16 protein-coding genes are annotated in these 22,286 nt (G+C 66.8%); 12 read left to right on the top strand and 4 right to left on the bottom strand.

The features are described from left to right. Positions 1-671: 671 nt before the first annotated feature. Positions 672-2,903, bottom strand: coding sequence for a glycoside hydrolase family 3 N-terminal domain-containing protein (locus tag ACZ48X_RS02385; protein ID WP_336351173.1), 2,232 nt, complete (start codon positions 2,901-2,903; stop codon positions 672-674). A gap of 206 nt (positions 2,904-3,109) precedes the next feature. Between ACZ48X_RS02385 and ACZ48X_RS02380 the strand changes: the two genes are divergently transcribed. The 6 genes from ACZ48X_RS02380 to ACZ48X_RS02355 all read left to right on the top strand — a co-directional run bounded on the left by ACZ48X_RS02380 (position 3,110) and on the right by ACZ48X_RS02355 (position 9,645). Continuing rightward, entirely contained in the window at positions 3,110-4,909 is a 1,800-nt protein-coding gene (locus tag ACZ48X_RS02380) for an ABC transporter substrate-binding protein (RefSeq protein ID WP_336351174.1), read from the top strand. A gap of 51 nt (positions 4,910-4,960) precedes the next feature. Further along, positions 4,961-5,965: an ABC transporter permease gene (locus tag ACZ48X_RS02375; protein ID WP_336351175.1), complete on the top strand. Its 1,005-nt coding sequence runs from the start codon at positions 4,961-4,963 to the stop codon at positions 5,963-5,965. Next, positions 5,952-6,986: an ABC transporter permease gene (locus ACZ48X_RS02370; RefSeq protein WP_336351176.1), complete on the top strand. Its 1,035-nt coding sequence runs from the start codon at positions 5,952-5,954 to the stop codon at positions 6,984-6,986. Before ACZ48X_RS02375 ends, ACZ48X_RS02370 begins: the two co-directional genes overlap by 14 nt. Position 6,987: 1 nt before the next feature. Further along, positions 6,988-8,148, top strand: coding sequence for an ABC transporter ATP-binding protein (locus ACZ48X_RS02365; protein WP_336351177.1), 1,161 nt, complete (start codon positions 6,988-6,990; stop codon positions 8,146-8,148). Then, positions 8,145-9,200: an ABC transporter ATP-binding protein gene (locus tag ACZ48X_RS02360; RefSeq protein WP_336351178.1), complete on the top strand. Its 1,056-nt coding sequence runs from the start codon at positions 8,145-8,147 to the stop codon at positions 9,198-9,200. The genes ACZ48X_RS02365 and ACZ48X_RS02360 overlap by 4 nt, the downstream gene beginning before the upstream one ends. A 217-nt stretch (positions 9,201-9,417) precedes the next feature. Then, positions 9,418-9,645, top strand: coding sequence for a hypothetical protein (locus ACZ48X_RS02355; RefSeq protein ID WP_336351179.1), 228 nt, complete (start codon positions 9,418-9,420; stop codon positions 9,643-9,645). Between the two features lie 34 nt (positions 9,646-9,679). Here the strand turns inward: ACZ48X_RS02355 and ACZ48X_RS02350 are convergent, their stop codons facing one another. Both ACZ48X_RS02350 and ACZ48X_RS02345 read right to left on the bottom strand, forming a co-directional pair. Beyond that, entirely contained in the window at positions 9,680-10,129 is a 450-nt protein-coding gene (locus ACZ48X_RS02350) for a universal stress protein (RefSeq protein WP_336351180.1), read from the bottom strand. A 91-nt stretch (positions 10,130-10,220) separates the two neighbouring features. Then, complete coding sequence (locus ACZ48X_RS02345) at positions 10,221-11,126, bottom strand: HEAT repeat domain-containing protein (protein WP_336351181.1); 906 nt, start codon at positions 11,124-11,126, stop codon at positions 10,221-10,223. A gap of 245 nt (positions 11,127-11,371) precedes the next feature. On the opposite strand from ACZ48X_RS02345, the gene ACZ48X_RS02340 reads away from it, so the two are divergent. The 4 genes from ACZ48X_RS02340 to ACZ48X_RS02325 all read left to right on the top strand — a co-directional run bounded on the left by ACZ48X_RS02340 (position 11,372) and on the right by ACZ48X_RS02325 (position 19,038). Beyond that, complete coding sequence (locus ACZ48X_RS02340; RefSeq protein WP_336351182.1) at positions 11,372-14,437, top strand: glycosyl hydrolase; 3,066 nt, start codon at positions 11,372-11,374, stop codon at positions 14,435-14,437. 70 nt (positions 14,438-14,507) lie between these two features. Next, complete coding sequence (locus ACZ48X_RS02335) at positions 14,508-15,827, top strand: DUF7405 family protein (protein WP_336351183.1); 1,320 nt, start codon at positions 14,508-14,510, stop codon at positions 15,825-15,827. Beyond that, the gene (locus tag ACZ48X_RS02330) at positions 15,824-17,521 is read left to right on the top strand and encodes a CRTAC1 family protein (protein WP_336351184.1); all 1,698 of its coding nucleotides are present in this window, start codon (positions 15,824-15,826) and stop codon (positions 17,519-17,521) included. The genes ACZ48X_RS02335 and ACZ48X_RS02330 overlap by 4 nt, the downstream gene beginning before the upstream one ends. 296 nt (positions 17,522-17,817) lie before the next feature. After that, entirely contained in the window at positions 17,818-19,038 is a 1,221-nt protein-coding gene (locus ACZ48X_RS02325) for a TrmB family transcriptional regulator (protein WP_336351185.1), read from the top strand. A gap of 30 nt (positions 19,039-19,068) precedes the next feature. Here ACZ48X_RS02325 and rdfA read toward each other — a convergent pair whose 3' ends face one another. Continuing rightward, entirely contained in the window at positions 19,069-19,719 is a 651-nt protein-coding gene (rdfA, locus tag ACZ48X_RS02320) for a rod-determining factor RdfA (RefSeq protein ID WP_336351186.1), read from the bottom strand. 158 nt (positions 19,720-19,877) lie between these two features. On the opposite strand from rdfA, the gene ACZ48X_RS02315 reads away from it, so the two are divergent. Together ACZ48X_RS02315 and ACZ48X_RS02310 are read left to right on the top strand one after the other, a co-directional pair. Then, positions 19,878-21,839 (top strand): archaea-specific SMC-related protein, encoded by a 1,962-nt coding sequence (locus ACZ48X_RS02315; RefSeq protein ID WP_336351187.1) that lies wholly within the window; start codon positions 19,878-19,880, stop codon positions 21,837-21,839. A gap of 97 nt (positions 21,840-21,936) precedes the next feature. After that, entirely contained in the window at positions 21,937-22,194 is a 258-nt protein-coding gene (locus ACZ48X_RS02310) for a DUF7861 family protein (RefSeq protein WP_336351188.1), read from the top strand. Positions 22,195-22,286 lie beyond the last annotated feature (92 nt).

The following is a 22,286-nucleotide window of genomic DNA, read 5'->3' as shown; positions in this document are numbered from 1 at the left end:
TGCATCACGAGCCGATACAGTCGGCCGTTCGTAGGGATTGCTCGTCCCTTCGACGGTCAGCGGGCGGGTGAAACCGGTTCGACCCGATGGTAGTCGGGCAACGAACAGGGAGCCGAATATAACAAAGATAGGTGTGTTATACTGTTTGTCGCGGTCGGGTTCGTGCGGGTCGGTGGAGAATCGATCGACCGAGTTCTAATAACAGCCCTATGGTCGTTATTCTAAACGGTGAACGAGGCGGCCATCGAGAACCGGCGGGGAAGGTTCGACAGCGGCCAGTCCTGCAGGAAGGATGTTTTATTGCTGCATCAAAATACATCGGTCGTTCATTATTCACCGTTCCCTCGTGTGTTTACCCGGCAGTCATGACACTTCCCATATTGGTCACCTTTCGTATGGTATCGCGTCGTGCCGTCCCGTCACCGGGTTCCGACGGTCCCACGGAGGGCCGGAGGTTCGTGCCAGCCCGGTATCGGGCGAGACGGTAGCGGCGGCGATGTCGCGGGTGTCACAGCTGCTCTTGGGAAGCGATCGCGACGCTCGGGCGAGGGGTCACAAGACTGGCACCCGTCCGTGGCGTGGACGTGTAGTGGATAGACGACCACCGGCGCTATCGGACGCGGCGCTGTTGCATCGGCGATCGGAGAGAGAAGGCGTTGCTTCCGCGGAAGTCAGAGCGCGGCGTCGTCGACGGTGACGGTCTCGGTCTCGTCGGCGACGCGCAATCGGTACTCGCCGTCTTCGAGCGTGTGGCCGTCGCCAGGGTGGTAGACGCTGAAGTCGGCTGCGGCGAGCGAGAGCGTCACGGTGCGTTCCTCGCCGGGGTCGAGCGTCACGCGCTCGAACGCCTGAAGGCGGCGGACGCGAGGGACGTGCGACGCGGTGAGAGCGCTACTGTACGCCTGGACGACCTCGGTCCCACTTCGGTCCCCGACGTTCGCGAGCGTGACCGACACCTCGAACTCGTCGTCGGCGTCGAGGACGTCCGTGGAGACGGAGAGGTCCGCGTACTCGAAGTCGGTGTAGCTGAGGCCGTGCCCGAACTCGAACAGCGGGTCGTACGAGTCGGGATGTTCGTCGGCGCCGATGGGGGCCGGATGCGCGAGGTGGTCGAAGTGCTGGGGGAGGTCGCCGGGCGACCGCGGGACCGATATCGGGAGACGGCCGGCGGGTTCGTTCGCGCCGAACAGCGTCTCCGCGACCGCGGTCCCGCCCCGGGAGCCGGGGTAGTACGCCATGAGGATCGCCGGCAGGTGCTCGGCCATCCAGTCGACGATGAGCGGCCGGCCGGTGACGAGCACGCCGACGGTCGGCGTCCCCGTCTCGTGGATAGCCTCGACGAGTTCGCGCTGCGCTTCCGGGAGACGGAGCTCCGAGCGCGTCGGGAACTCGCCGGTCTTCGTGCCGGACTGGACCTCCGGACCGAACTCGTGGAGGTACCAGTTCTCGCCGACCGCGACGACCGCAACGTCCGCCTCGGCGGCCTTCGCGGCGGCCGCTTCGACGTCCTCGGTCGTCGACATCGACGCGCCCCGTTCGTAGGTGACCGTGCCCGTGGTGTGGTCGGCGAGCGCGTCGCGGATGCTATCGCCCGCGACGTGCGCTTCCTCGTCGACGCTCCAGCCGCCGACCTGATGCACGAGGTCGTCGGCGTTCGGGCCCGCGACGAACACGTCCTCGTCCCCGGATAGCGGGAGGATGTCGTCGTTCTGGAGGAGCGTCATCGACTCGCGCGCACACTCCAGGGCGACGTCCTGGTGGTCGCTCGCGCCGACGGTGTCGGCCGCGTCGTCGGCGTCCACGTACGGGTCCTCGAAGAGGCCCAGTTTGAATTTCTGTTCGAGGACGCGACGGACGCTGGCGTCCAGGACGCTCTCGGGGAGGTCGCCGTCCTCGACGAGTGCCACGAGCGCCTCGACGTGCCCGACGTGCCCGACGGACGCGAGGTCGAGGCCGGCGACGCGTGACTGGTGGACGGCGTCGCGGCGGTCGACGGCGGTCCGGTGTTCGTCGCAGAGCTGGCGGATGCCGTTCCAGTCGGAGACGACGGTGCCGTCGAACCCGAGTTCGTCCCGGAGCAGGTCGATGAGGTAGCGCTCCGAGGAGTGCGCGGGTTCGCCGTTGATGGAGTTGTAGCACGGCATGACGGACTCGACGTCCGCTTCGAGGAGGCGTTCGAACGGCGGGACGAACGTGTTCCGGAGCTTGTACTCGGAGACGTCCACGGGCGAGGCGTCCTCGCCGCGTTCCGGTTCGCTGTAGGCGGGGAAGTGCTTCGCGGTCGCGATGACGTTCTCGTCGCCTTCGATACCGTCGCCCTGGTAGCCACGGGCTTTCGCGGCTGCGAGTTCGCCGCAGAGGTACGGGCTCTCGCCGAACGTCTCGAACACGCGCCCCCAGCGCGGGTCGCGGCCGACGTCGCACGTCGGCGAGTAGTTCTGGTGGGCGCCGGTGGCCCGGATCTCGCTCGCGGTGACGTTCGCCGCGCGTTCGGCGGCGTCGGTGTCCCAGGTGGCGCCGACGCCGAGTCCGTTCGGGAAGACGGTCGCGTTGGCGACGTAGGCGTGCCCGTGGACCGCGTCGACGTTGAACAGCAGCGGGATGCCGAGGCGGGTCTCCTCGACGGCGTACGTCTGGAGTTCGTTGACGGTCTCGACGACGTCGTCGACGGTGGTGTCGAGGGAGCCGCCCCAGCCGAACGTCGCGGCGGCGCCGATGTGGTGGTCGGTGATGGCGGCTTTCACGTCGGATACGTCGTTGAACTCGCTCAGTTGTCCGGCCCACGTGCCGACCAGCTGGCCGGCTTTCTCTGCCGTGGTCATCCTGTCGAGGAGGTCCTCGACGCGAGTGTCGACGGGGAGGTGGGGCTGTTGGAACTCGTACTCTGTGCTGTCTTGCTGCATTGTCCAGTACAAGATGAATCGGTTACTTATGTTTTTCGCCAGTTCGGTCGGTGTGCTGGCGGCGGTTCACCGGTGACAGTCCTCGCTGACGGATAGCGTTGCGACCGTGGGTGGATGCTGTCCTGCGGTTCTACCGACAGACCGCATCAATCCTTCGCACTCTCCCAAACTTTTATGTATTGTTGGGTTGGTGGTTTTGGTGGATAATGGCAAGCGACTCAGCCACCAGTTACCGGGACGTCTGCAGCCGTCGCCGGTTCATGAAACTGACGGGGGCGTCAGGCGCGGTCGCCCTCGCCGGATGTAGCACCACCTCGAACAACGATACCGACAGCGAGGACAGCGACGGGAGCGGTGACGGCTCCGACGGCACCGACGATTCGTCCGGTAGCGTCACCGTCCAGGACAAGACCCTCGTCGGCGCGACGAACGAAGGCGTGCCGAAGAACATGCACTACAACCCCCACAACACCCAGAAGTACGCCGCCTGGTCGGGGGAGATGGTGTTCGACAAGTTCGCACAGTACCACTTCGGGAAAGGCGAGTTCATCCTCTACGCGCTCGACGACTGGCAGGTCGAGTCCACGTCGGCGACGCTCACCATCCGAGAGGACCTGACGTGGCACAACGGCGACGACGTCACCAGCCAGGACCTCGCCACGCAGTTCAAGATCGGGAAGAAGACCGGGGATAGCCTCTGGGACTTCACCGACAGCGTCGAGGCGACCGGCGACAAGACGGTCGAACTCAGTTTCTCCGAGGAGACGAACCCGACCATCGTCAAGCACACGCTCGCGCCGATGCGCGTCGACACCAAGCACAGCGTCTACAAGAAGTACCTCGACAAGGAAGCGAGCGCCGTACAGAGCTTCAGTTACGACGAGAACGTCCAGGGGACCGGCCCGTTCAAGTTCACGGGCGACGCCGACAAACAGCAGGTGACGCTGAAGCGGTTCGCGGACCATCCCGACGCGGACAACGTGAACTTCGAAGAGTACCAGTACGTCCACATGCCGGACAACCCGCAGATGCACGCCGGGTTGCTCGGCGGGAAGCTGGACGTCGCGATGAGTCTCTTCACGCCGCCGAAGGTCGTCGCGAACATGCCCGACGCCGTCAACGAGGCGCGCGTCCCCGCGAAGTGGGGGTACGGGCTCGTCCCGAACCACGACGACCCCGTCATGGGGAAGCGAGAGGTCCGGCAGGCGCTCATGCACGTCATCAACCGCGATCAGGTCCGCGACAACGCGGGCCCGCGGACGAAGTCCACGCCGAAGGTCCCCTGCGGTATCGCGGTCGACGACCAGGAGCGCTGGCTCGGCGACGAGATGGACACCTACGAGACGTACGGACAGGCCGAGACGCAGTCGAAGAAGGCCGCGTCGCTCCTCGAATCCGTCGGCTACACGAAGGAGAACGGGAAGTGGAAGGACGAGAACGGCGACGTCATCTCCATCCCCATCAAGCAGTTCGCGGGCTGGGGTGACTGGGTGACGGCGAGTCAGACGATCGCCGACCAGCTCAGTTCCTTCGGGTTCGACGCGTCGGTCACCACCGTCCCGACCGGCCAGATGTGGGGGCAGATCACGGACGGCGACTTCCGGCTCGCGACCGCGTTCTGGCTGCCCGGCGGGCCGCGCTCGGCGTTCCCGTTCTACCCGCTACGTCACCAGGTCAAGCTCACGACGTGGCAGCGCGGGCACAACTATCCGGAAGGCGAGATCGAGGTGCCCGCGCGCAAAGGCTCGGGCACGACGAGCATGAACCCCGCTTCGAAGGTCGAGAAGATCCCGACCGCGACCGACGAGTCCGCCGCGCAGGACCTCGTCCGGCAGGCCGCCTGGCACAACAACCAGGACCTCCCGATGCTCTCGCTCCTCGAGAAGCGCGAGCAGTCCTTCGTCACCGAGGACGAATGGGACGTCCCCGACGACGGCGACTCGAAGTACAAGGTCAAGTGGCCGTGCCACTGGCTGCCGCGGCAGGGGAACCTCCAGGCGAAGTAGACCCAGACCAGCACCAAACGTTAATAATCACAAAGAGAGATTCGATATCGTATGTCCCACTATCTCGCCAAGCGGACGGCGCGCGTGCTCTTCACCGTCTATCTGGTGGCGACGTTCACGTTCGGCATGATACGTCTGCTCCCTGGCGGCCCACTGACGACGCTGCGAGTGAAGCTCGCCAGACAGGGGATGGACCCCGACCAGATCAACGCGTACATCGAGAACTACCAGAACATCAGGCCGGACGCGACGCTGCTCGAACAGTACCAGAGTTACATGCTGTCGGTCGCCGGCGGCGACCTCGGCCGGTCGATATCGCTCGACGAACCGGTCGCGAACGTCCTCGCGGAAGCGGTTCCGTGGACGGTGTTCGTCGTCGTCGTCTCGACGGTCCTCATGTTCGCGTTCGCGGTCCTGTTCGGCGCGATGATGGCGTACTGGGAAGGCAGCCGGTTCGACCAGGCGCTGACCGGCGTCTCCATCGTCTCCGCGTCCGTCCCCTTCTACGTGCTCGCGCTCCTGCTCGTGTACTTCCTCGGGTACCAGTACCAGATCCTCCCGACCGGCGGGACGACCGGACTGGCCGTCGAGAAGGAGTTGAGCGTCCCGTTCGTGATGAGCGCACTCGAACACGCCATCCTCCCCGTGGCGTCGTTCACGGTCACGGGGATGGGCGTGCAGGCGCTCGCGATGCGCGGGAACAGCATCCAGGTGCTCGGCGAGGACTACGTCCGCGTCGCGCGCCTCCGCGGGCTCGCCGACCGTCGCATCGCCACGCGGTACGTCGGGCGGAACGCCATCCTCCCGATGTACACCGGCTTCCTGCTGCTGCTCGGGTTCAACCTCGGTGGGACCATCATCCTGGAACGCATCTTCTCGTATCCGGGACTCGGATTCTACATGTTCAAGGCACTGAAAGCACGGGACTATCCGCTGATGATGGGGACGTTCCTCGTCATCACGGTCGCGCTCGTGGTCGGGGCGTACGTCGCGGACTTGACGTACAGCAAGGTCGACCCGCGCATCTCTTCGGGAGGTAGCAATGAAGCCTACTGAAGCCGACTCGCAGGTCGGTGGCGTCGACTGGTCGAGTTCGAACGCGGCCGCGACCGACCTCTCCCGGATGGACCGCTACCGCGACCTCTACCAGGAGCGCGTGTACAAGCCCGCGCTGGTCGCGTGGAGCGACTGGCGGACGCGCTTCGGTCTGCTCATCGTCGGGTTCTACGTGGTCATCGCGCTGATAGCGGCGCTCGGCCTCTACCCGTCGCCGGAGACGAATCAGGCGCCCCGGTACCTCCTGCCGCTGGAGAACATGAACTACGTGCTGGGGACGACCGCGACCGGGACGGACCTGCTCGCGCTCCTCGTGCACGCCACGCCCGAGATGATGCTGATGATAACGAGCGGCGCCATCTGGGCGACCGGCGTCGCGGTCGTCCTCGGGACCGTTGCCGGATTCAAGGGCGGGACGACCGACCGCGTGCTGATGGCGATCGCGGACTTCGTGATGGCGATCCCGGGCCTCCCGCTCATCATGATCCTCGCCATCGCGTTCACGCCCGAGAACCCGCTCGTGCTCGGCGTCCTCATCACGCTGAACTACTGGGCGGGCCTCGGACGCTCCATTCGCTCGCAGGTACTCACCATCCGCGAGCAGAACTACGTCGAGGCGTCGCGCACGATGGGGACGCCCACGCACCGCATCATCCGGAAGGACATCATCCCGAACCTGATGCCGTACGTCACCGTGAACTTCGTGACGGCCGCACGGTACGTCATCTTCGCATCGGTCGGGCTGTACTTCCTCGGCGTCCTCCCCATCGGCGCCGAGAACTGGGGTATCACGATGTACCTCGCGTACTCGACCGCGGGTGCGCTGTACACCATCGAGGCCGCGCACTGGCTGATAGCGCCGATGCTCGCCATCCTCTTCCTCTCGCTCGGGCTCATCCTGCTCGGGCAGGGGATGGATCGCGTGTTCAATCCGCGCGTCCGGACGCGCCTCGCCGGGGAATCGGAGTCGACTGCCGGCAGCGAAGAGGAGGACTCGAACGCCTCCACGGAGATACTCTAACATGACCGCGAGCCACTCTTCGACGGCGACGTCAGCCGTCGACGCGAGCGACACGATACTCGAGCTCCGGAACGCCAGCGTCACGTACGACGACGGCGAGTCCTACGTGCTCGACGACGTCAGTATCGACATCGAACGGAACGAGATAATCGGTATCGTCGGGGAGAGCGGGAGCGGGAAGTCGATGCTCGCGTCCGCACTCCTGGACGCGATACCCGATCCGGGCCTCCTGTCCGGCGAGGTGTCGTACTACCCGGAGGGCGGGGACCGCGTGGACGTCCTCGACCTGGACGCGGCGTCGTTGAAGGAGTTGCGCTGGGAGGAGATCTCGATGGTGTTCCAGGGCGCGATGAGTTCGTTCAATCCGACGATGAAGGTCCGCGGGCACTTCGAGGAGACCCTGGACGCGCACGACGCGGACCGGAAGGCGGGGATGGCGCGCGCCGGGGAGTTACTGGAGGACCTCTACCTCGACCCCGAGCGCGTGCTGGATTCGTACCCGCACGAGCTCAGCGGCGGGATGCAGCAGCGCGCGCTCATCGCGCTCTCGCTCGTGCTCGAACCGGACGTGCTCGTGATGGACGAGCCGACGGCGGCGCTGGACCTCCTGATGCAGCGCTCGATACTCGTGCTCCTGGAGAAGCTCCAGGAGAAGTACGACCTGACGATGGTGTTCATCACGCACGACCTGCCGCTGGTCGCGTCGCTCGCAGACCGGCTCGCGGTGATGTACGCGTTCGAGCTCGTGGAGGTCGGGCCGACCGAGGAGATCCTCGGGCACGCGTCGCATCCGTACACGCGAGCGCTCCTGAACGCGACGCCGAACCTCGACGCGCCACTGGAGGAGATGGAGGCCATCGAGGGGTCGAGTCCGGCCCCGATCAACGTGCCGGAGGGCTGTTCGTTCCGGCCGCGGTGTCCGCTCGCGGACGAGTCCTGTCGCGTGGACGCGCCCGAACACTCGGAGGTCGTCGACGACCACACCGTGGCGTGTCACTACTGGGAGGAGAGCGCCGAGGAGATCCCGTTGAACTACGCACCCGACGGCGGGACGCCGGACAGCGTCGACACGGACGGCGGGACGCCCGCTGGAGTTGATGCCGCTGGTGGTGCCCCAGACGGCGTGGACGCGGACGGTGACGATGGAGGGGAGCGACGATGAGTGACCCGCTTCTCAGGCTGTCGGACGTCGAGGTGCACTTCGAGAAGGAGCAGAGCCTCTGGGACTTCTACCAGGACCCCGACGTCGTGCACGCGGTCGACGGCGTGTCGCTCGACATCGAGGAGAACGACGTGCTCGCGCTCGTCGGCGAGTCCGGCTGCGGGAAGACGACGCTCGGGAAGACCGCCATCGGGCTCCAGCAGCCGACGAGCGGGTCCGTGGAGTTCCGCGGGCAGGACATCTGGGAGGCGAAGGCCGGCCGCGGTGACGTCTCCTTCGAGGAGATCCGGCAGTCCCTCCAGATCATCCACCAGGACCCGGGGAGTTCGCTGAACCCGAACCAGCGACTCGTCGAGATCCTCTCGGAGCCGCTCCGGCACGTCCACCCGGACATGGATAGTGCCGAGCGCCGCGAGCGCATCTTCTCGCTGCTGGAGCGCGTCGGGATGTCGCCCGCGGCGGACTTCGGCGACCGCTACCCGCACCAGTTGAGTGGCGGCGAGAAGCAGCGCGTGGCGTTGTGTCGCGCGCTCCTGATGAACCCGGACGTCATCCTGGCGGACGAGGCCATCAGCGCGCTCGACGTGTCGCTGCGCGTCGAGATGATGGACCTCATGCTGGACCTCCAGGACGTCTTCGATACGACGTACGTGTTCATCAGTCACGACCTCTCGAACGCGCGGTACTTCACGGAGCACGGGGACGGCCGCATCGGCGTGATGTACCTCGGGGAGCTCGTCGAACTCGGGACGGCCGAGGAGCTCATCGAGGACCCGCGGCATCCGTACACGAACGTGCTCCGGTGGGCGACCCCGGAGCTGTCGCTGGACGCGACGGAGGCGGTCGACCCGCCGATGCGGAAGATAGACATCCCGGACCCAGTGAACCCGCCTTCGGGGTGTCGGTTCCACACGCGCTGTCCGGAGGCGCGCGAGGCCTGCAAGCAGGGGACGCCGGCACGCGAGCCCGTGGACGGGAACGGCCAGGAGGTCGCGTGCTTCCGCGAGCAACCCGAGCACGCGTACTGGGAGAGCGCTCCGTTAGAGGACTGAGCAGCGTATCGCTGCGCGCTGCGCGCGGACCGACGGCCGGTCGCGGTATCGTATCGAACGCGAGACGGTCGCGTTGCGAACCGAGCGGGGTGGGAGTTGGCGTCGAGGCCGCGCGCTATCGGTCTGAGGGCCGATGGCGCCATCGTGCCTCTGTCATGCCCACCACCACACCGAACCCGACGGCAACGTTCTTACCACCCCGCTACCACGTCACAGTATGGTCGATACCGGCCCGCTCTTCGAGACGCTCTGTGCCTACCAGGACGTGATGCGTGGCCTGGTCGCGCTCCTGGTCGTGATGACGGTGCTGCTCGTGTTCTCGCTCCCGTTCCTCGAACCCGGAACTGGCCCGTACGCGATCGCGGTCGTGGACATCGTCCTCCTCGTCGGTGCGTTCGTGGTCGTCGGCGGCACGTCGGTCGTGTGTGCGCGCCGCGAGCCCTGAGAGGTCGTCCGGAGAGGGAGTCCTTCGGTGTCGGTCACTGCGTCGCGAGCGTGACGTAGCCGTCGAAGTTCAACGCGACCTGCTGGGCGACGTCGCCGAACAGGGCTTTCCCTGTCGGTGAGCGATGCGAGCCGAGGACGAACGCGTGGTCGCAGCCGTGTTCGTCGCCGACGTCGAGGAGCGCCTGTCCGGGGTCGTCGGTTGCGCGGGCGACGATGGTGACGTCGACGTCGTCGGGGATCTCGTCCGCGACGAACGAGCGGACGTCGGCGACGGCGCGGTCGAGTACCGAGCTCGTGTCGTAGCTGGTGTTCTCGAGGTGCCCGATGGTCTCGAGCATCTGGGTGTCGTCTTCGAACTGGTCGTGCGTGATGGTGGCGAGCAGGACGAGGTCCGCGTCGGCGCCGAGGGCGTGTTCGACGGCCTCGGCGAGGAGGTCCAGGTGGTCCACGGTCTGCTCGACGAGTACGAGTCCTCGCTCCATTCGACTCGAAGAAGCATTCGGCGTCGAGTTAAAACCATCGCCGGTTGGGCGCCGACGCGTCGCCGCACTCGGCGAGGTCCGTCGGTGGACGTCAGTTCGTTTCGAGGAAGTCGGCGGTCTCGGCGGCGAGCGAGCGGACGTCCTCGTCTTCGTCTTCGGCGGCGACCTCGCGGAGCTGTTCGGCCGTGTCGTCGTCGCCGAGGAATCCGAGTGCGCGGATGGCGCGGCCGCGAAGCATCGGGTGGTCGTGGTCGAGGCAGTCGAGGAGGACCGGTGTCGTGTCCTGTGCGGCGTCCGGGTCGGCTTCGGCGACGGTCGCGATGGCGTCGACGTACGCGGCGGCGACGATGGTCGGTGCGTCCTCGGTTGCGTCACAGATCGCTTCGAGGTGTGGCGCGACGGCCCCGGGATGGGCCTCTGCGACCGCGACGACCACGTTCGCGACGGTCTCGCGGCTTGCCTGCTCGCGTTTCAGTTCGGCGTCGTCGTGCTGTGACATCGCCGCGCGGACCTCGTCGTCGACGGGTGCGGCGTCCGCGGCGGCGGCGGCGTCGACTTCCTGGGTGGGTGCGTCGAGCGCGTCGACGACGGCGTCGACGTGGTCGACGAGGAGTGCTGGTCGCTCGACGGCGAGCGTCCCGAGGAGTTTCGCGCCATACGCCTGCGCGATGGAGACGTCGTGCTGGTAGAGCGCGAGGAGTTCGTCGATGGCGTCCTCGAACGCCGCCGGGTCGACCGGCGCGACGGGGACGAGTGCGGCCGCCGCCTTCTGCGCGACGACGACGCTCTCGTCGTCGAGTGCGTCGACGAGGACGTCCACGAACGGACCCATCGCGTCCGGTTCGTCGGCGGCAGCGGTGACGCAGCCGTCGGTGGCGTGCTGGCGGACGAGCGGGTCGTCCGATTCGAGCGCTCGTTCGACGGCCGCGACGGAGAGGTCGGCTACGGTCGCCGTCTCCGGGTCGACGTCGGCGAGCGGCCCTGACTCGAGAACCATGCTAAGGAAGAGTCAGTTCTTCCTACAAGAGGATTGTGGTGCCTGGGCCGGGTTTGGGTCGGGCGGTGGGCGTAGACCCCCGGGGTACGATGCCATTGGTCACGGCGACCGGTTATTTTAACTACCATGGTTGTGAAGACCATGGCAGACAGCCACATAGCGCCAGCGTGGCGCGAACGCGTGTCGAGCGCAGACGCGTAACCTCGTGGCTGCGGCCTCCCATAGCGGGAGCAGAGGCACCCACGATGACAGAGGACAATCAGCCATCCGACGACGGAACGGATCGTTCACGGACAGGAATCGGCAGGCGCGACTTCGCGAAGACGGTCGGTCTCCTCGGCGGGCTCTCCAGCGGTGTCGCGGGTACCGCATCGCTCGCGAGCGCGGCGACGTCCGTCAGCGTCGGGAACGGGAGTTACACGACGACGCTCCCGTCCGGCGAGGGCTCGCCGCCCGATACGACGTACACGACCGGCGCGGTCAGCCCACCAGTCCCGACGAACGAGTGGTGGAGTTCGCTCGTCTGGAAACAGCACTCGATGCCGATATTCGCGCACCCGGTCTCGATGGAGTTCACCGGCTCGGGCCTCGACGTCTGGCACGGCACCGAGTGGACGTACAGCGACGGTTACGACACGGACAGCGTCGCGACCCTCGACCAGACGACGGACCTGACCATCGGGCACAGCGCGACGTCGTCGTTCGGCGACGCGCGCTGCGACGGCTTCGGCGACTGGCACACCGTCGGCAAGTTCGGTGACGGGACGTCGACGACGCTGCGGACGACAGTCGCGCAGGGGTCGCCGTACGTCTTCTGCGAGTACGCGGGCGGTGACGCGAAACTCACGTTCCCGAGCGCACCGACGGTGTTCGCCGACGAGGGAAACGTCCTCGGCGTCGAGGTCAACGGGCACGCGTACGGGCTGTACGCACCCTCGGACGCGACCTGGTCCGGGAAGGGGACGACGGAGCTCACGAGCACACTGGGGAGCGCGGGCTACCTCACGGTCGCCGTGCTCCCGGAGGCGACGAGCACTGCGCTCGCCGACCTCGAAGCGTACGCGTACAACCACGTCACGGACACGACCGTGGACTGGACGTACGACGAAGCGAGCGGCGACGTGACGACGACGTTCGACTTCGCGTTCGACGCGAAACCCGAGAGTTCGGCGTCGGGGACGTTCACCGGGCTGTTCCCGCACCAGCACAAGTACTCCAGCGCGTCGTTCACGGGCTACACGTACGCGAGCGCTCGCGGGACGATGAAGACGACGAGCGGCGTCTCGTCGTTCACGACCACGTACACGTTCCCGGGCGTGCTCCCCTTCCTCCCCGACGAGGGCACGTACGACGACGCGGAGCTCGCGAGCTACGTCGACGAGGAGGAGTCGAACAGCACGCTCGTCGAGACCGGGCCCGACAAGCCCGGTGACGGCACGTACTGGACCGGGAAGAACTACGGGCGGCTCTCGGAACTCATCCCCATCGCCGAACAGGTCGGCGACGCGACCGCCGCGTCGTACTTCCTCGACGGCGACTCGTCGACGGTCGGGCTCCGCGGCGACCTGGAGACGTGGCTCGACGCGGACCGCGCGGGGTCCACGCGCTCCGAGGACGTCTTCTACTACGACGACACGTGGGGGACGCTCGTCGGGTACAACGACTCGTTCGGCTCGGGCGCGGACATCAACGACCACCACTTCCACTACGGCTACTACGTCCGTGGCGCCGCCGAGGTCGCGCGCCACGACCCGACGTGGGCCGAGGACGCGAACTGGGGCGGCATGGTCGAGTTACTCGTCGCGGACTACGCGAACTGGAAGCGCCCCGACCGGTCGAACGCGCTCGACCCCGCGTCGAACCCGCACGACTCGTTCCCGTTCCTCCGGAACTTCAGTCCGTACGAGGGCCACTCGTGGGCGTCGGGGAGCGGCGACTACGAGCAGGGGAACAACCAGGAGTCCTCCTCGGAGGCGATCAACGCGTACACGTCGATGCTCCTCTGGGCCGAATACACTGGGAACACCGCGATGCGGGACGCCGCAGTCTACCTGTACACGACGGAGGTGCACGCCATCAAGGAGTACTGGTACGACGAGGACGGCACGAACCTGCCCGCGGACTGGCCGTACGACTACGCCGCGATGGTGTGGAGCAACGGCGTGAAGTACGACACGTGGTGGACGGGCGACGTCGAAGCGAAGCACGGCATCAACGTCCTCCCGGTGACCGCTGGCCGCTCGTACCTCGGGTGGGACACCGACGCCGCCGCGGCGAACTACCAGGAACTCGTTGCGAACGACCCGGACGGTGACGACTTCCAGTACTGGCCGGACGTCATGTGGGAGTACCGCGCACTCTCGGACGTCGACGACGCGAAGTCGATGTGGACGGCGAACAAGGACAGCTATCCCGTCGAGTTCGGGGAGAGCCGCGCGCACACCTACCACTGGATCTACAACCACGACGCGATGGGGACCGCGACGCCGTCGGTCACCGCGGACCACGCGCTCGCGTCGGTGTACGACGACGGGAGTGCGAGGACCCACGTCGCGTACAACCCGACCGGGAGCCAGGTCACGGTGAACTTCTCCGATGGCGTCTCGCTCGACGTCCCCGCGAACTCGATGGCGACGGACTCGTCGAATTCGGGCGATTCGAGCGCGCCGACGCTCGATAGCCTGTCGGCGACCGAGGTCGAGACGAGCGATTCGGACGCCGAGTTCGACGTCTCGTGGAGCGTCGGCGACGCGGACGGCGACCTCTCGACGGTCGACCTCACCCTGACGGACGACACCGACGGGTCGACGGAGGACACCGCGTCCATCAGCGTCAGCGGGAGCGACGCGAGCGGCACCACGCGTCTCGTCGCCGTCGGCGACGAGGGCAGTGCGAACAGCTACACCGTCGATGCTGTCGTCACCGACGCGGCCGGCGCGTCGAGCGCCGGGTCGACCGCCGTGAGCGAGACGGAGAGTTCGACGGGCGGGAACGCACCCACTGTCGACGGCCTCAGCTTGACCGAGCGCTCCTCGAACAGTCCGCACGCCGAGTTCGACGCCAGCTACTCGGTCTCTGACGCGAACGGCGACCTCTCGACGGTCGACCTCACGTTGACCGACACCGCCGACGGGGTCGTCGAAGACTCGGCGTCCATCGGCGTCAGCGGCGGGTCCGCTTCCGATACCGTCTCGCTGAAGGCCTTCAAGGCCGAGAACGACGGCCACACGTACGAGCTCGAGTGCGTCGTCGCGGACGCGGCCGGGAACACCGCGACGGCCACGGCGAGCGAGGTCGAGGACGGGAGTTGACGGACGCCGGACGTCGCGCAGGAACCCATAGCGGGGTACTTTTTTATAGTGTCATGGTCGATTAGGAACGATGCGATTCGATAGCGCTCGCGGTATCGAGCGACGCGACTTCGTCAAGGCGGCCGTGGCTATCGGGGGGACGAGCGCGCTCGCGGCCTGCATGGACCGCGAACGAGGCGACGAGTCGACGACGTCGACGAGTGCTGGGAGGAAGTCCGAGAGCGCAGAGTTCCCGCAGGGCGACCCGTCGGTCGTGCCGGACGGCCAGCATCGCTGGGGCGACTACCTCGTTCGCGACGCCCACGGCAACACCGTCCTCCCACAGCACCAGTTGCTGCTGGGACTCTCCTACGAGAGCGACGCCGAGCCCACGGCGGGAGAGCGCGAGCAGGTCGCGGCGGCGTTCGAGACGCTCGACCGCGCGTTCCGCTGGGGGACCGGGACGCGAACGGGGGCAGCGATCAACGACGGGTTGCTGTACACGCTCGGGTACGCACCGCGGTACTTCGAGCGGTTCGGGGCGGTGCCCGACCAGCTCGACCCACCGGAGGACGTCCTCGAAGCCGTCGGCGAGGACCGCGGGAAGGCCAACGAACACGACGCGCTGCTCGTGTTGACGAGCGACTTCGGGTCGATACTGCTCGCCGCCGAGGCCGCGCTGTTCGGGGAGACGGAGACGGTCAACGGCGTGCGCGTCGACGCGACGCTCGAGGGCGTCTTCGAGCGCGTCGACCGGCGGACCGGCGTCGTCGGGAAGGGACTCCCCGCCGAGAAGCTCGACAACGACGACGTCCCGGACGAAGCGCCGCTCTCGATGGGGTTCAAGTCGGGATTCCGGGACAGCCTCCCGCCGGAGGACCGCGTCACGCTCCAGGACGGCCCGTTCGCTGGCGGCACCACCCAGGCCGTCTCGCGGCTCCGCATCGACCTCGATCGCTGGTACGACCAGTCTCACGGCGACCGGACCGCGGAGATGTTCTGTCCCGCACACGACCCCGAGGACGTCGGCGAGACCGGGTCGAAGCTCGGCGGCGACAGCGGCATCACCGAGGACGACGTCGATGCCATCGACGAGCACGCCGACGAGCATGGGACGCTCGGGCACTCCCAGAAACTCGCTCGCGTCCGGGACGACGACTTCGAGACCCCCATCCTCAGGCGCTCCGAGGGCGTCGCGACGGACGCGGTCGACGGAACCGAGTTCAACTTCTCGTCGATCCAGGGGACCGTCGCTGACTTCGTCGAGACTCGAAAGGCGATGAACGTCGACGAGTACGACGTCGACGTTCCCGCCGAACGCCACGGCATCGTCGACTACCTCGAAACGCGCTCGCGGGGCACGTACCTGATTCCGCCACGGGACGACATCGCACTCCCGGTGCACCGATGAGACCGCGAGGGTTCGTCGCTGGACGCGCCCGGATGGTCGCCGTCGTCCTCGTCGTCGCTGCCGTCGTCGGCGGCATCGTCGTGGCGAGCGGCGCGCTCGGATTCGACTCGGAACCGCCGAGCCCCGAGATACAGTTCCGCGACGCGACCGAGGACGCCGGTATCGAGTACACCGACGAGGCGAGCGGTATCGGGAACGGGAACGCGGGCGTGTTCGCCGCGGACGTGAACGACGACGGCTGGACGGACGTCCTCGCACTCGGCGGTGAACGACCGATGCTCTACGTGAACGAGAACGGGTCGTTCGCGCGCTCGGAGCGACTACCGGCTCTCGAGCGACCCTTCCGGAGTGCGGTGTTCTTCGACTACGACGGCGACGGCTGGACGGACCTGCTCCTGCTCGCCGAGGACGCGCCACCGGTCGCGCTCCACAACGACGAGGGCTCCTTCGAGCGAACGGACCTCGGCATCGGGAACCTCACGTATCCACAGGGCGCGACCGTCGCCGACTTCGACGGCGACGGCGACCTCGACCTGTTCGTCTACCAGTCCGGCGACTGGGCGAACGGGAAACCCGCGGGGTACTTCGACGACACCGGGCACGTCGCGGACGACAACGGGAACCCGAACGTGCTGTTCGAGAACGTCGCCCCGAGCGAGTCCGACGACGACCGCCATCGGTTCGAGCGCGTCGAGACAGCCGGCATCACGGGCGACACGTGGAGTCTCGCGGCGAGCTTCGTGGACCTGACCGGCGACGGCCGCCCCGACATCCACGTCGCCAACGACTACAACAACGACACCGTCTACGTGAACCAGGGGGACGGGACGTTCGAACGGCGACTGCTCGGCGGCGCGACGGCGCGGAACGGGATGGCGTCGGAGGTCGCGGACGTGAACGGCGACGGCCGCCCGGACGTGTTCGTGTCGAACATCTACCTCCCGATATCGCAGGAGAACATGTCCGCGGAGCGCTACGAGCGCTACGAGCGCCTGTTCGAGTTCGTCATCCACTCCGAACGGACGAAGGGGAACACGCTCCTCGTCAACCAGGGCGACGGCCGGTTCGGAGATCGCGCCGACGCGTACGGCGTCCGACGCGGTGGCTGGGGGTGGGCGGCGAGCCTCACCGACTTCGACAACGACGGCGACCGCGACCTCTGGCAGGCCACCCAGCACGTCCTCCGCATCGACCCCGAGGACCCACGCTACACGTACGCGATGCTCTGGGAGCGAGAGGGGTCGTCTTTCCGGTCCAGGGACGCGAGCGAGCGCGGCGTCGCCGAACGGAACGGCCGCGGGATGGTGAGTATCGACTACGACAACGACGGCGACCGGGACGTCGTCGCCGCGACGTACGGCGGCCCCGTCACGGTCTACGAGAACACCGTCGCGGGCGGGAACAGCGTCGCGTTCGAGGTCGTCGACGACGACGGTGCGACGGCGCTCGGCGCGGTCGTCACCGTCTCGGCGAACGGCGAGGAGACGGTCGTCCACCAGACCGCGAACGTCGACTACCTCTCGCAGGAACCCCGCGTCGAGCACGTCGGGCTCGGCTCGGCGACGACCGTGACCATCACCGTCGAATGGCCGGACGGGACGACGCGGACGTTCGAGGACGTGCCCGCGAACGCACGCCTCCGCGTCTCCAAGGACGGCATCACGGTGGTCGCGACGTACGACCGCGGCCCGTAGCAGCCACCCCCGCTCGCCCTACGATTCGCTTCTTCGCGCGCCATTTCGACGAGACCCCAGCGCCAGCAACGTCCCTGCTGCGACCGCCGACGTCCGCGCGCTAACAGTCAGGAGACGATTTTGTTCGAGCCAACAAAGAGAATCGCGCGCAATCTATCCCACTCGTGTCGGTCGGTTCGACCGCTGCCTATCGGTCTTCTAGTACGACCAGTTCGAGGATACGTTCGGCGTGTGCAGGCCCGGTCGTGGTATTGAGGGAACGGAATGACTATGGTTCCCACCACACAAGCGAGACCATGGAATCGGAGGAAATGCAGGACGCGCTCGAACGCGCCGGCCTGACGTCGTACCAGGCCGACGCCTATCTCACACTCCTGGACCTCGGGATCGCTCCCGCGGTCGACGTCGCCAAGCGATCGTCCGTTCCGATGTCCCAGATCTACAAGGTGCTCGACGACCTCGAGGACGAGGGGTACGTCGAGACCATCGACCGCGAGCAACTGCACGCGCGACCACGCGACCCGGTCGACGTCCTCAACAACCTTCGGAGCTACAGCGAGGTGTTGAAGGATACGGCCGACGAGATAGAGGACCGGTGGAAGGAACCGCATCAGACCGACCACCAGATGAGCGTCGTCAAGCACCAGTCGACGATACACGACCGCGTCCGGTCCTCCATCGCCGAAGCCGACCACGCCATCGAACTGGCCGCGACCATCGACCAGGTCGAGTCGCTGCTCCCCGCGCTCCGGGACGCCCACGACGACGGCATCATCGTTCGGTTATCGGTGTACAATCACTCCGCGTCGACGAACGTCCTGGACGAGCTCGACCTCGACGGCGCGGCGCTCGAGGTCCGCGAATGCGAGATACCGGGACCGTTCCTCGCCGTCGTCGACAGGCGGCACACGTACTTCGCGCCGAACGACCGGAGTCGCGACCCCTACGGCGTCATCGTCAACGACGACATCCTCTCCTTCATCTTCCACTGGTACTTCCAGACGTGCCTCTGGGCGGTCCAACCGCAGGTTCACACGACGCGCGACGGGCCGCTGCCGTACATCAGTATCGAGGAGTTCATCCAGGACTTCATCGAGCTGTACTGGGACGGGGTCGGCATCCACGTCGTCGCACACGGCTGGGACAACAACGAGGAGCGGATGCGGACGGTCAGTGGCCCGGTGACGAACATCTCCTACACGGGGTCGGAGTTCGACACGGAGACGCCCTCACTCGAGCAGCTCGCCGGGTTCGCGACCGTGGAACTCCAGACCGAGCACGGCTCGTACTCCATCGGTGGCTGGGGCGCGGTCTTCGAGGACATGGAGGTGCACGAACTCGTCGTCGCGGACCTCCACCTGCCGAATCCGGTCGATGGCGGTCCGGTCGACGACGTCGAGTCGGGGGGGTCCGGCCCGCAGTCGGCGGACGCGGACTCGCCATCTGGCGACGGAGCTGGAACGGGACGTGTCGAGGACTCGGGCACGACGTCCTCGGAGGGCTCGCGGACGAACTGACGCCGAGTGAAGATAACACCGCTAACAGTGTTATTCGTCCTGTCGCGGGTCCGACGATGACTCGCAGTCGCAGCCGCCTCGCCGAAGCAGCTCGACGACGCCGTACTGCGCCTGACAGTCCCGACAGAGGACGTTCACCTCGACGAACAGGTGGAAGTCCCCGAGCGTGATCCGGTCGGCGCGCCGGAGTCCGGCGAGGTCCGACTCGACCACCGACTGGACGCGCGACAGCAGTCGTTCGACCGTCTCGGTCGTGTTCTCCACTCGCTTCTCCGGCGACGTCGACTCGTGTTCCGCGCCGCGGACGTCCTTGAGATACGAGCGGATGGCCTGATACGTGACGAAGTCCGCCTCGAGCTGGTCGACGTCCACGCCCTCCCGCTCCAGTCGCCCCCTGGCCTCGACCCGACCGCCCGCACTCGCCTCCTCGTCGGTGAGCAACCGATAGAGGTTGTCGACCTCGCCGTCGATGACGGACGCCCCCGCCGACCGTAACGCCAACTCGAGTAACGTGGTGTTGAACGCGTCCGCGAGGTCCCGGAGGCTCGTTCGCTCGCCGCTCTCGCCCGTCCACCGCGCCTCCAGTTCCGCCCCGTACCCCGGGTCGAAGTCGTACGACTCCAGGAGCCGCCCCACCTTCGTCGACGGCGTCCCCTCGTCCTCGTCGTCCGTCTCGTCCATACGGAACCGTACGCGAGCGACCGCATAAAACCGTTCGTCCACGGCTCGACGTCGATTCGCCGACCCACGGCTGACGGCCCGGCGTATCGAGTCCACCGCCGCGATGGTGCCGACCTCGGGTGCAACGTTTTTTATAGCCTCGTGAACACCATGGGTACATGAAAGCGAACGTAGCGTCGGGTGCGACTGCCCGCGTTTCCGCCTCGAACGTCGGTGGCATCGACGAGACCACCGTCGACCTCCCGCCTGGCGTCACCGTGCTCAGCGGGAAGAACGCCACGAACCGGACGTCGTTCCTCCAATCGATCATGGCGGCGATGGGGAGTCATCGAGCGACACTGAAAGGCGACGCGGACGCCGGGTCGGTCGAGCTCGAGTTCGACGGCGTGACGGCGACGCGGACGCTCGAACGAGCGGACGGCACCGTCACCTACAGCGGCGACCCGTACCTCGACGACCCGACGGTCGCGGACCTGTTCGCATTCCTGCTGGAGAGCAGCGAGGCGCGGCAGGCGGTCGCGCGCGGCGACGACCTCCTCGACATCATCATGCGGCCCGTCGACGTCGACGAACTCACGCGCGAGATCGAACGGCTCGAAGCCGAGAAGGCCGACATCAACGACGAGCTCGCAGACCTCGACTCGCGGAAGCGCGAACTCCCGGAGCTCGAGGCGCGCCGCGAGGACCTCCGCGAGGAGATCGGGGACGTGGAGGACGCGCTCGAAGCGAAGGAAGCCGAGATCGACGCGTCGAATCGGGACCTCGAGGAGAGTCGCGAGGACCAGCAGCGGTTACAGGAGAAGCTCGAGGCGCTCAGCGAGACGCGCGGCGAGCTGGAGTCCATCCGGCGCGACATCGACACGAAGACCGAGAGCGTGTCGTCGCTCAAACGGCAGCGTCGCGAGTTGGAGGAAGTCCTCGAGGAGTTGCCGGACGCGCCGATGGACGAGCACGCGGCGCTGGAGGACGAGGTCGCGTCGTTACGCGAGCAGAAACGTCGATTGAACGGGGAGGTATCCGAGTTACAGAGCGTCATCCAGTTCAACGAGGACATGCTCTCGGAGGCGAACGACGAACTCCTCGGAGCGCTCGCGGGCGGCGACACCGACGCGGGCGACGACGCGGTCACGGACCAGTTGCTCGCGTCGGAGTCCGGTAGCGTGGCGTGTTGGACGTGCGGGACGACCGTCGACCGCGAGCAGATAGAGTCGACGCTCGAAACCCTTCGAGCGACGCGGGAGGCGAAGATGAGCGACATCTCGGCGGTCGAGGCCGACCTGGAGGAGGTCCAGTCCGCTCGGCGAGAGGCGAAGCGCAAACAGGAGAACCGCGAGCAGACGCGCTCGAAGGTCGACGACATCGACGCCGAGATCGACCGTCACCAGTCCGCTATCGAGTCGCTGCAGAACGAGCGCGACGAGTTACAGGCCGAGATCGAGTCGCTACAGGACGACGTCGACGAGTTGGAGTCCGCGGACTTCGGGGACGTCCTGGAGCTCCATCGGGAGGCGAACGAACTCGAGTTCGAACTGCAGCAACTGGAAGCGGACCTGGAGTCGGTGAACGACGAGATCGAGACGATAGAGGCGGAGTTGGAGCGTGCGGACGAGCTCAGGGACCGACGGGAGGAACTGCTCGACGAGTTGACCGAGGTTCGGACGCGGATCGACCGGCTCGAAGCGGACGCCGTGGACGCGTTCAACGAGCACATGGACGCGATACTGGACGTCCTCGGGTACGAGAACCTCGAACGCATCTGGATCGAGCGATTGGAGCGAACGGTCCGGGAGGGACGAGAGAAGGTGGAGCGGACGGTCTTCGAGTTGCACGTCGTCCGAACGACGGAGAACGGGACGGCGTACGAGGACACCATCGAGCACCTCAGTGAGAGCGAGCGCGAGGTGACGGGACTCATCTTCGCGCTCGCCGGCTACCTCGTGCACGACGTCCACGAGACGGTGCCGTTCATGCTCCTGGACTCGCTCGAGGCCATCGACTCGAATCGGATCGCGTCGCTCGTCGAGTACTTCTCGGCGTTCCCGGAGTACCTCGTCGTCGCGCTCCTCCCCGAGGACGCGCAGGCGCTCAGCGACGACTACAGTCGCGTCACCGAGATCTGAATCGGTCGCGGCCCGCTTCGCGTTCCCCGAGTTCACCACGCTAGCGTGGCGACCCGACTCGTTTTCGGGCTCGGGCCCGTATCTGTCTCGTAGTACGATGCCTCACGACCGCATTCACGCTCGCGAACCGACGCATCACGTCGACCGGTGGACGCGTGGTATCGTCCGAACGGTCGAGGAACGCGATGGGCACTGCGTCGTCGTCGTCGAACCCGAGAGCGGCGGGGACCGGGACGTGGTCGAACTCGTCGTCACGCTCGCGGTCCGCGACCTCTTCCTCGGACGGCTCGACCTCGAAGACGACGACTCACCGGTCGGGGAGACGGTATGGTTCCGCAAGCACGGCGGGACGTGAGTGGGCGTCGGACTCATGGTTCGCTACTGGTTGCAGTACGCCTCACCGCAGTACGACTCAGCGTAGGACGCCTCAGCGTAGGACGCCTCACC

It is taken from the genome of Halorubellus litoreus (assembly GCF_055378595.1).
Note: the sequence above shows the minus strand (reverse complement) of the source record. Positions and strands in the feature narration are given on the sequence as shown.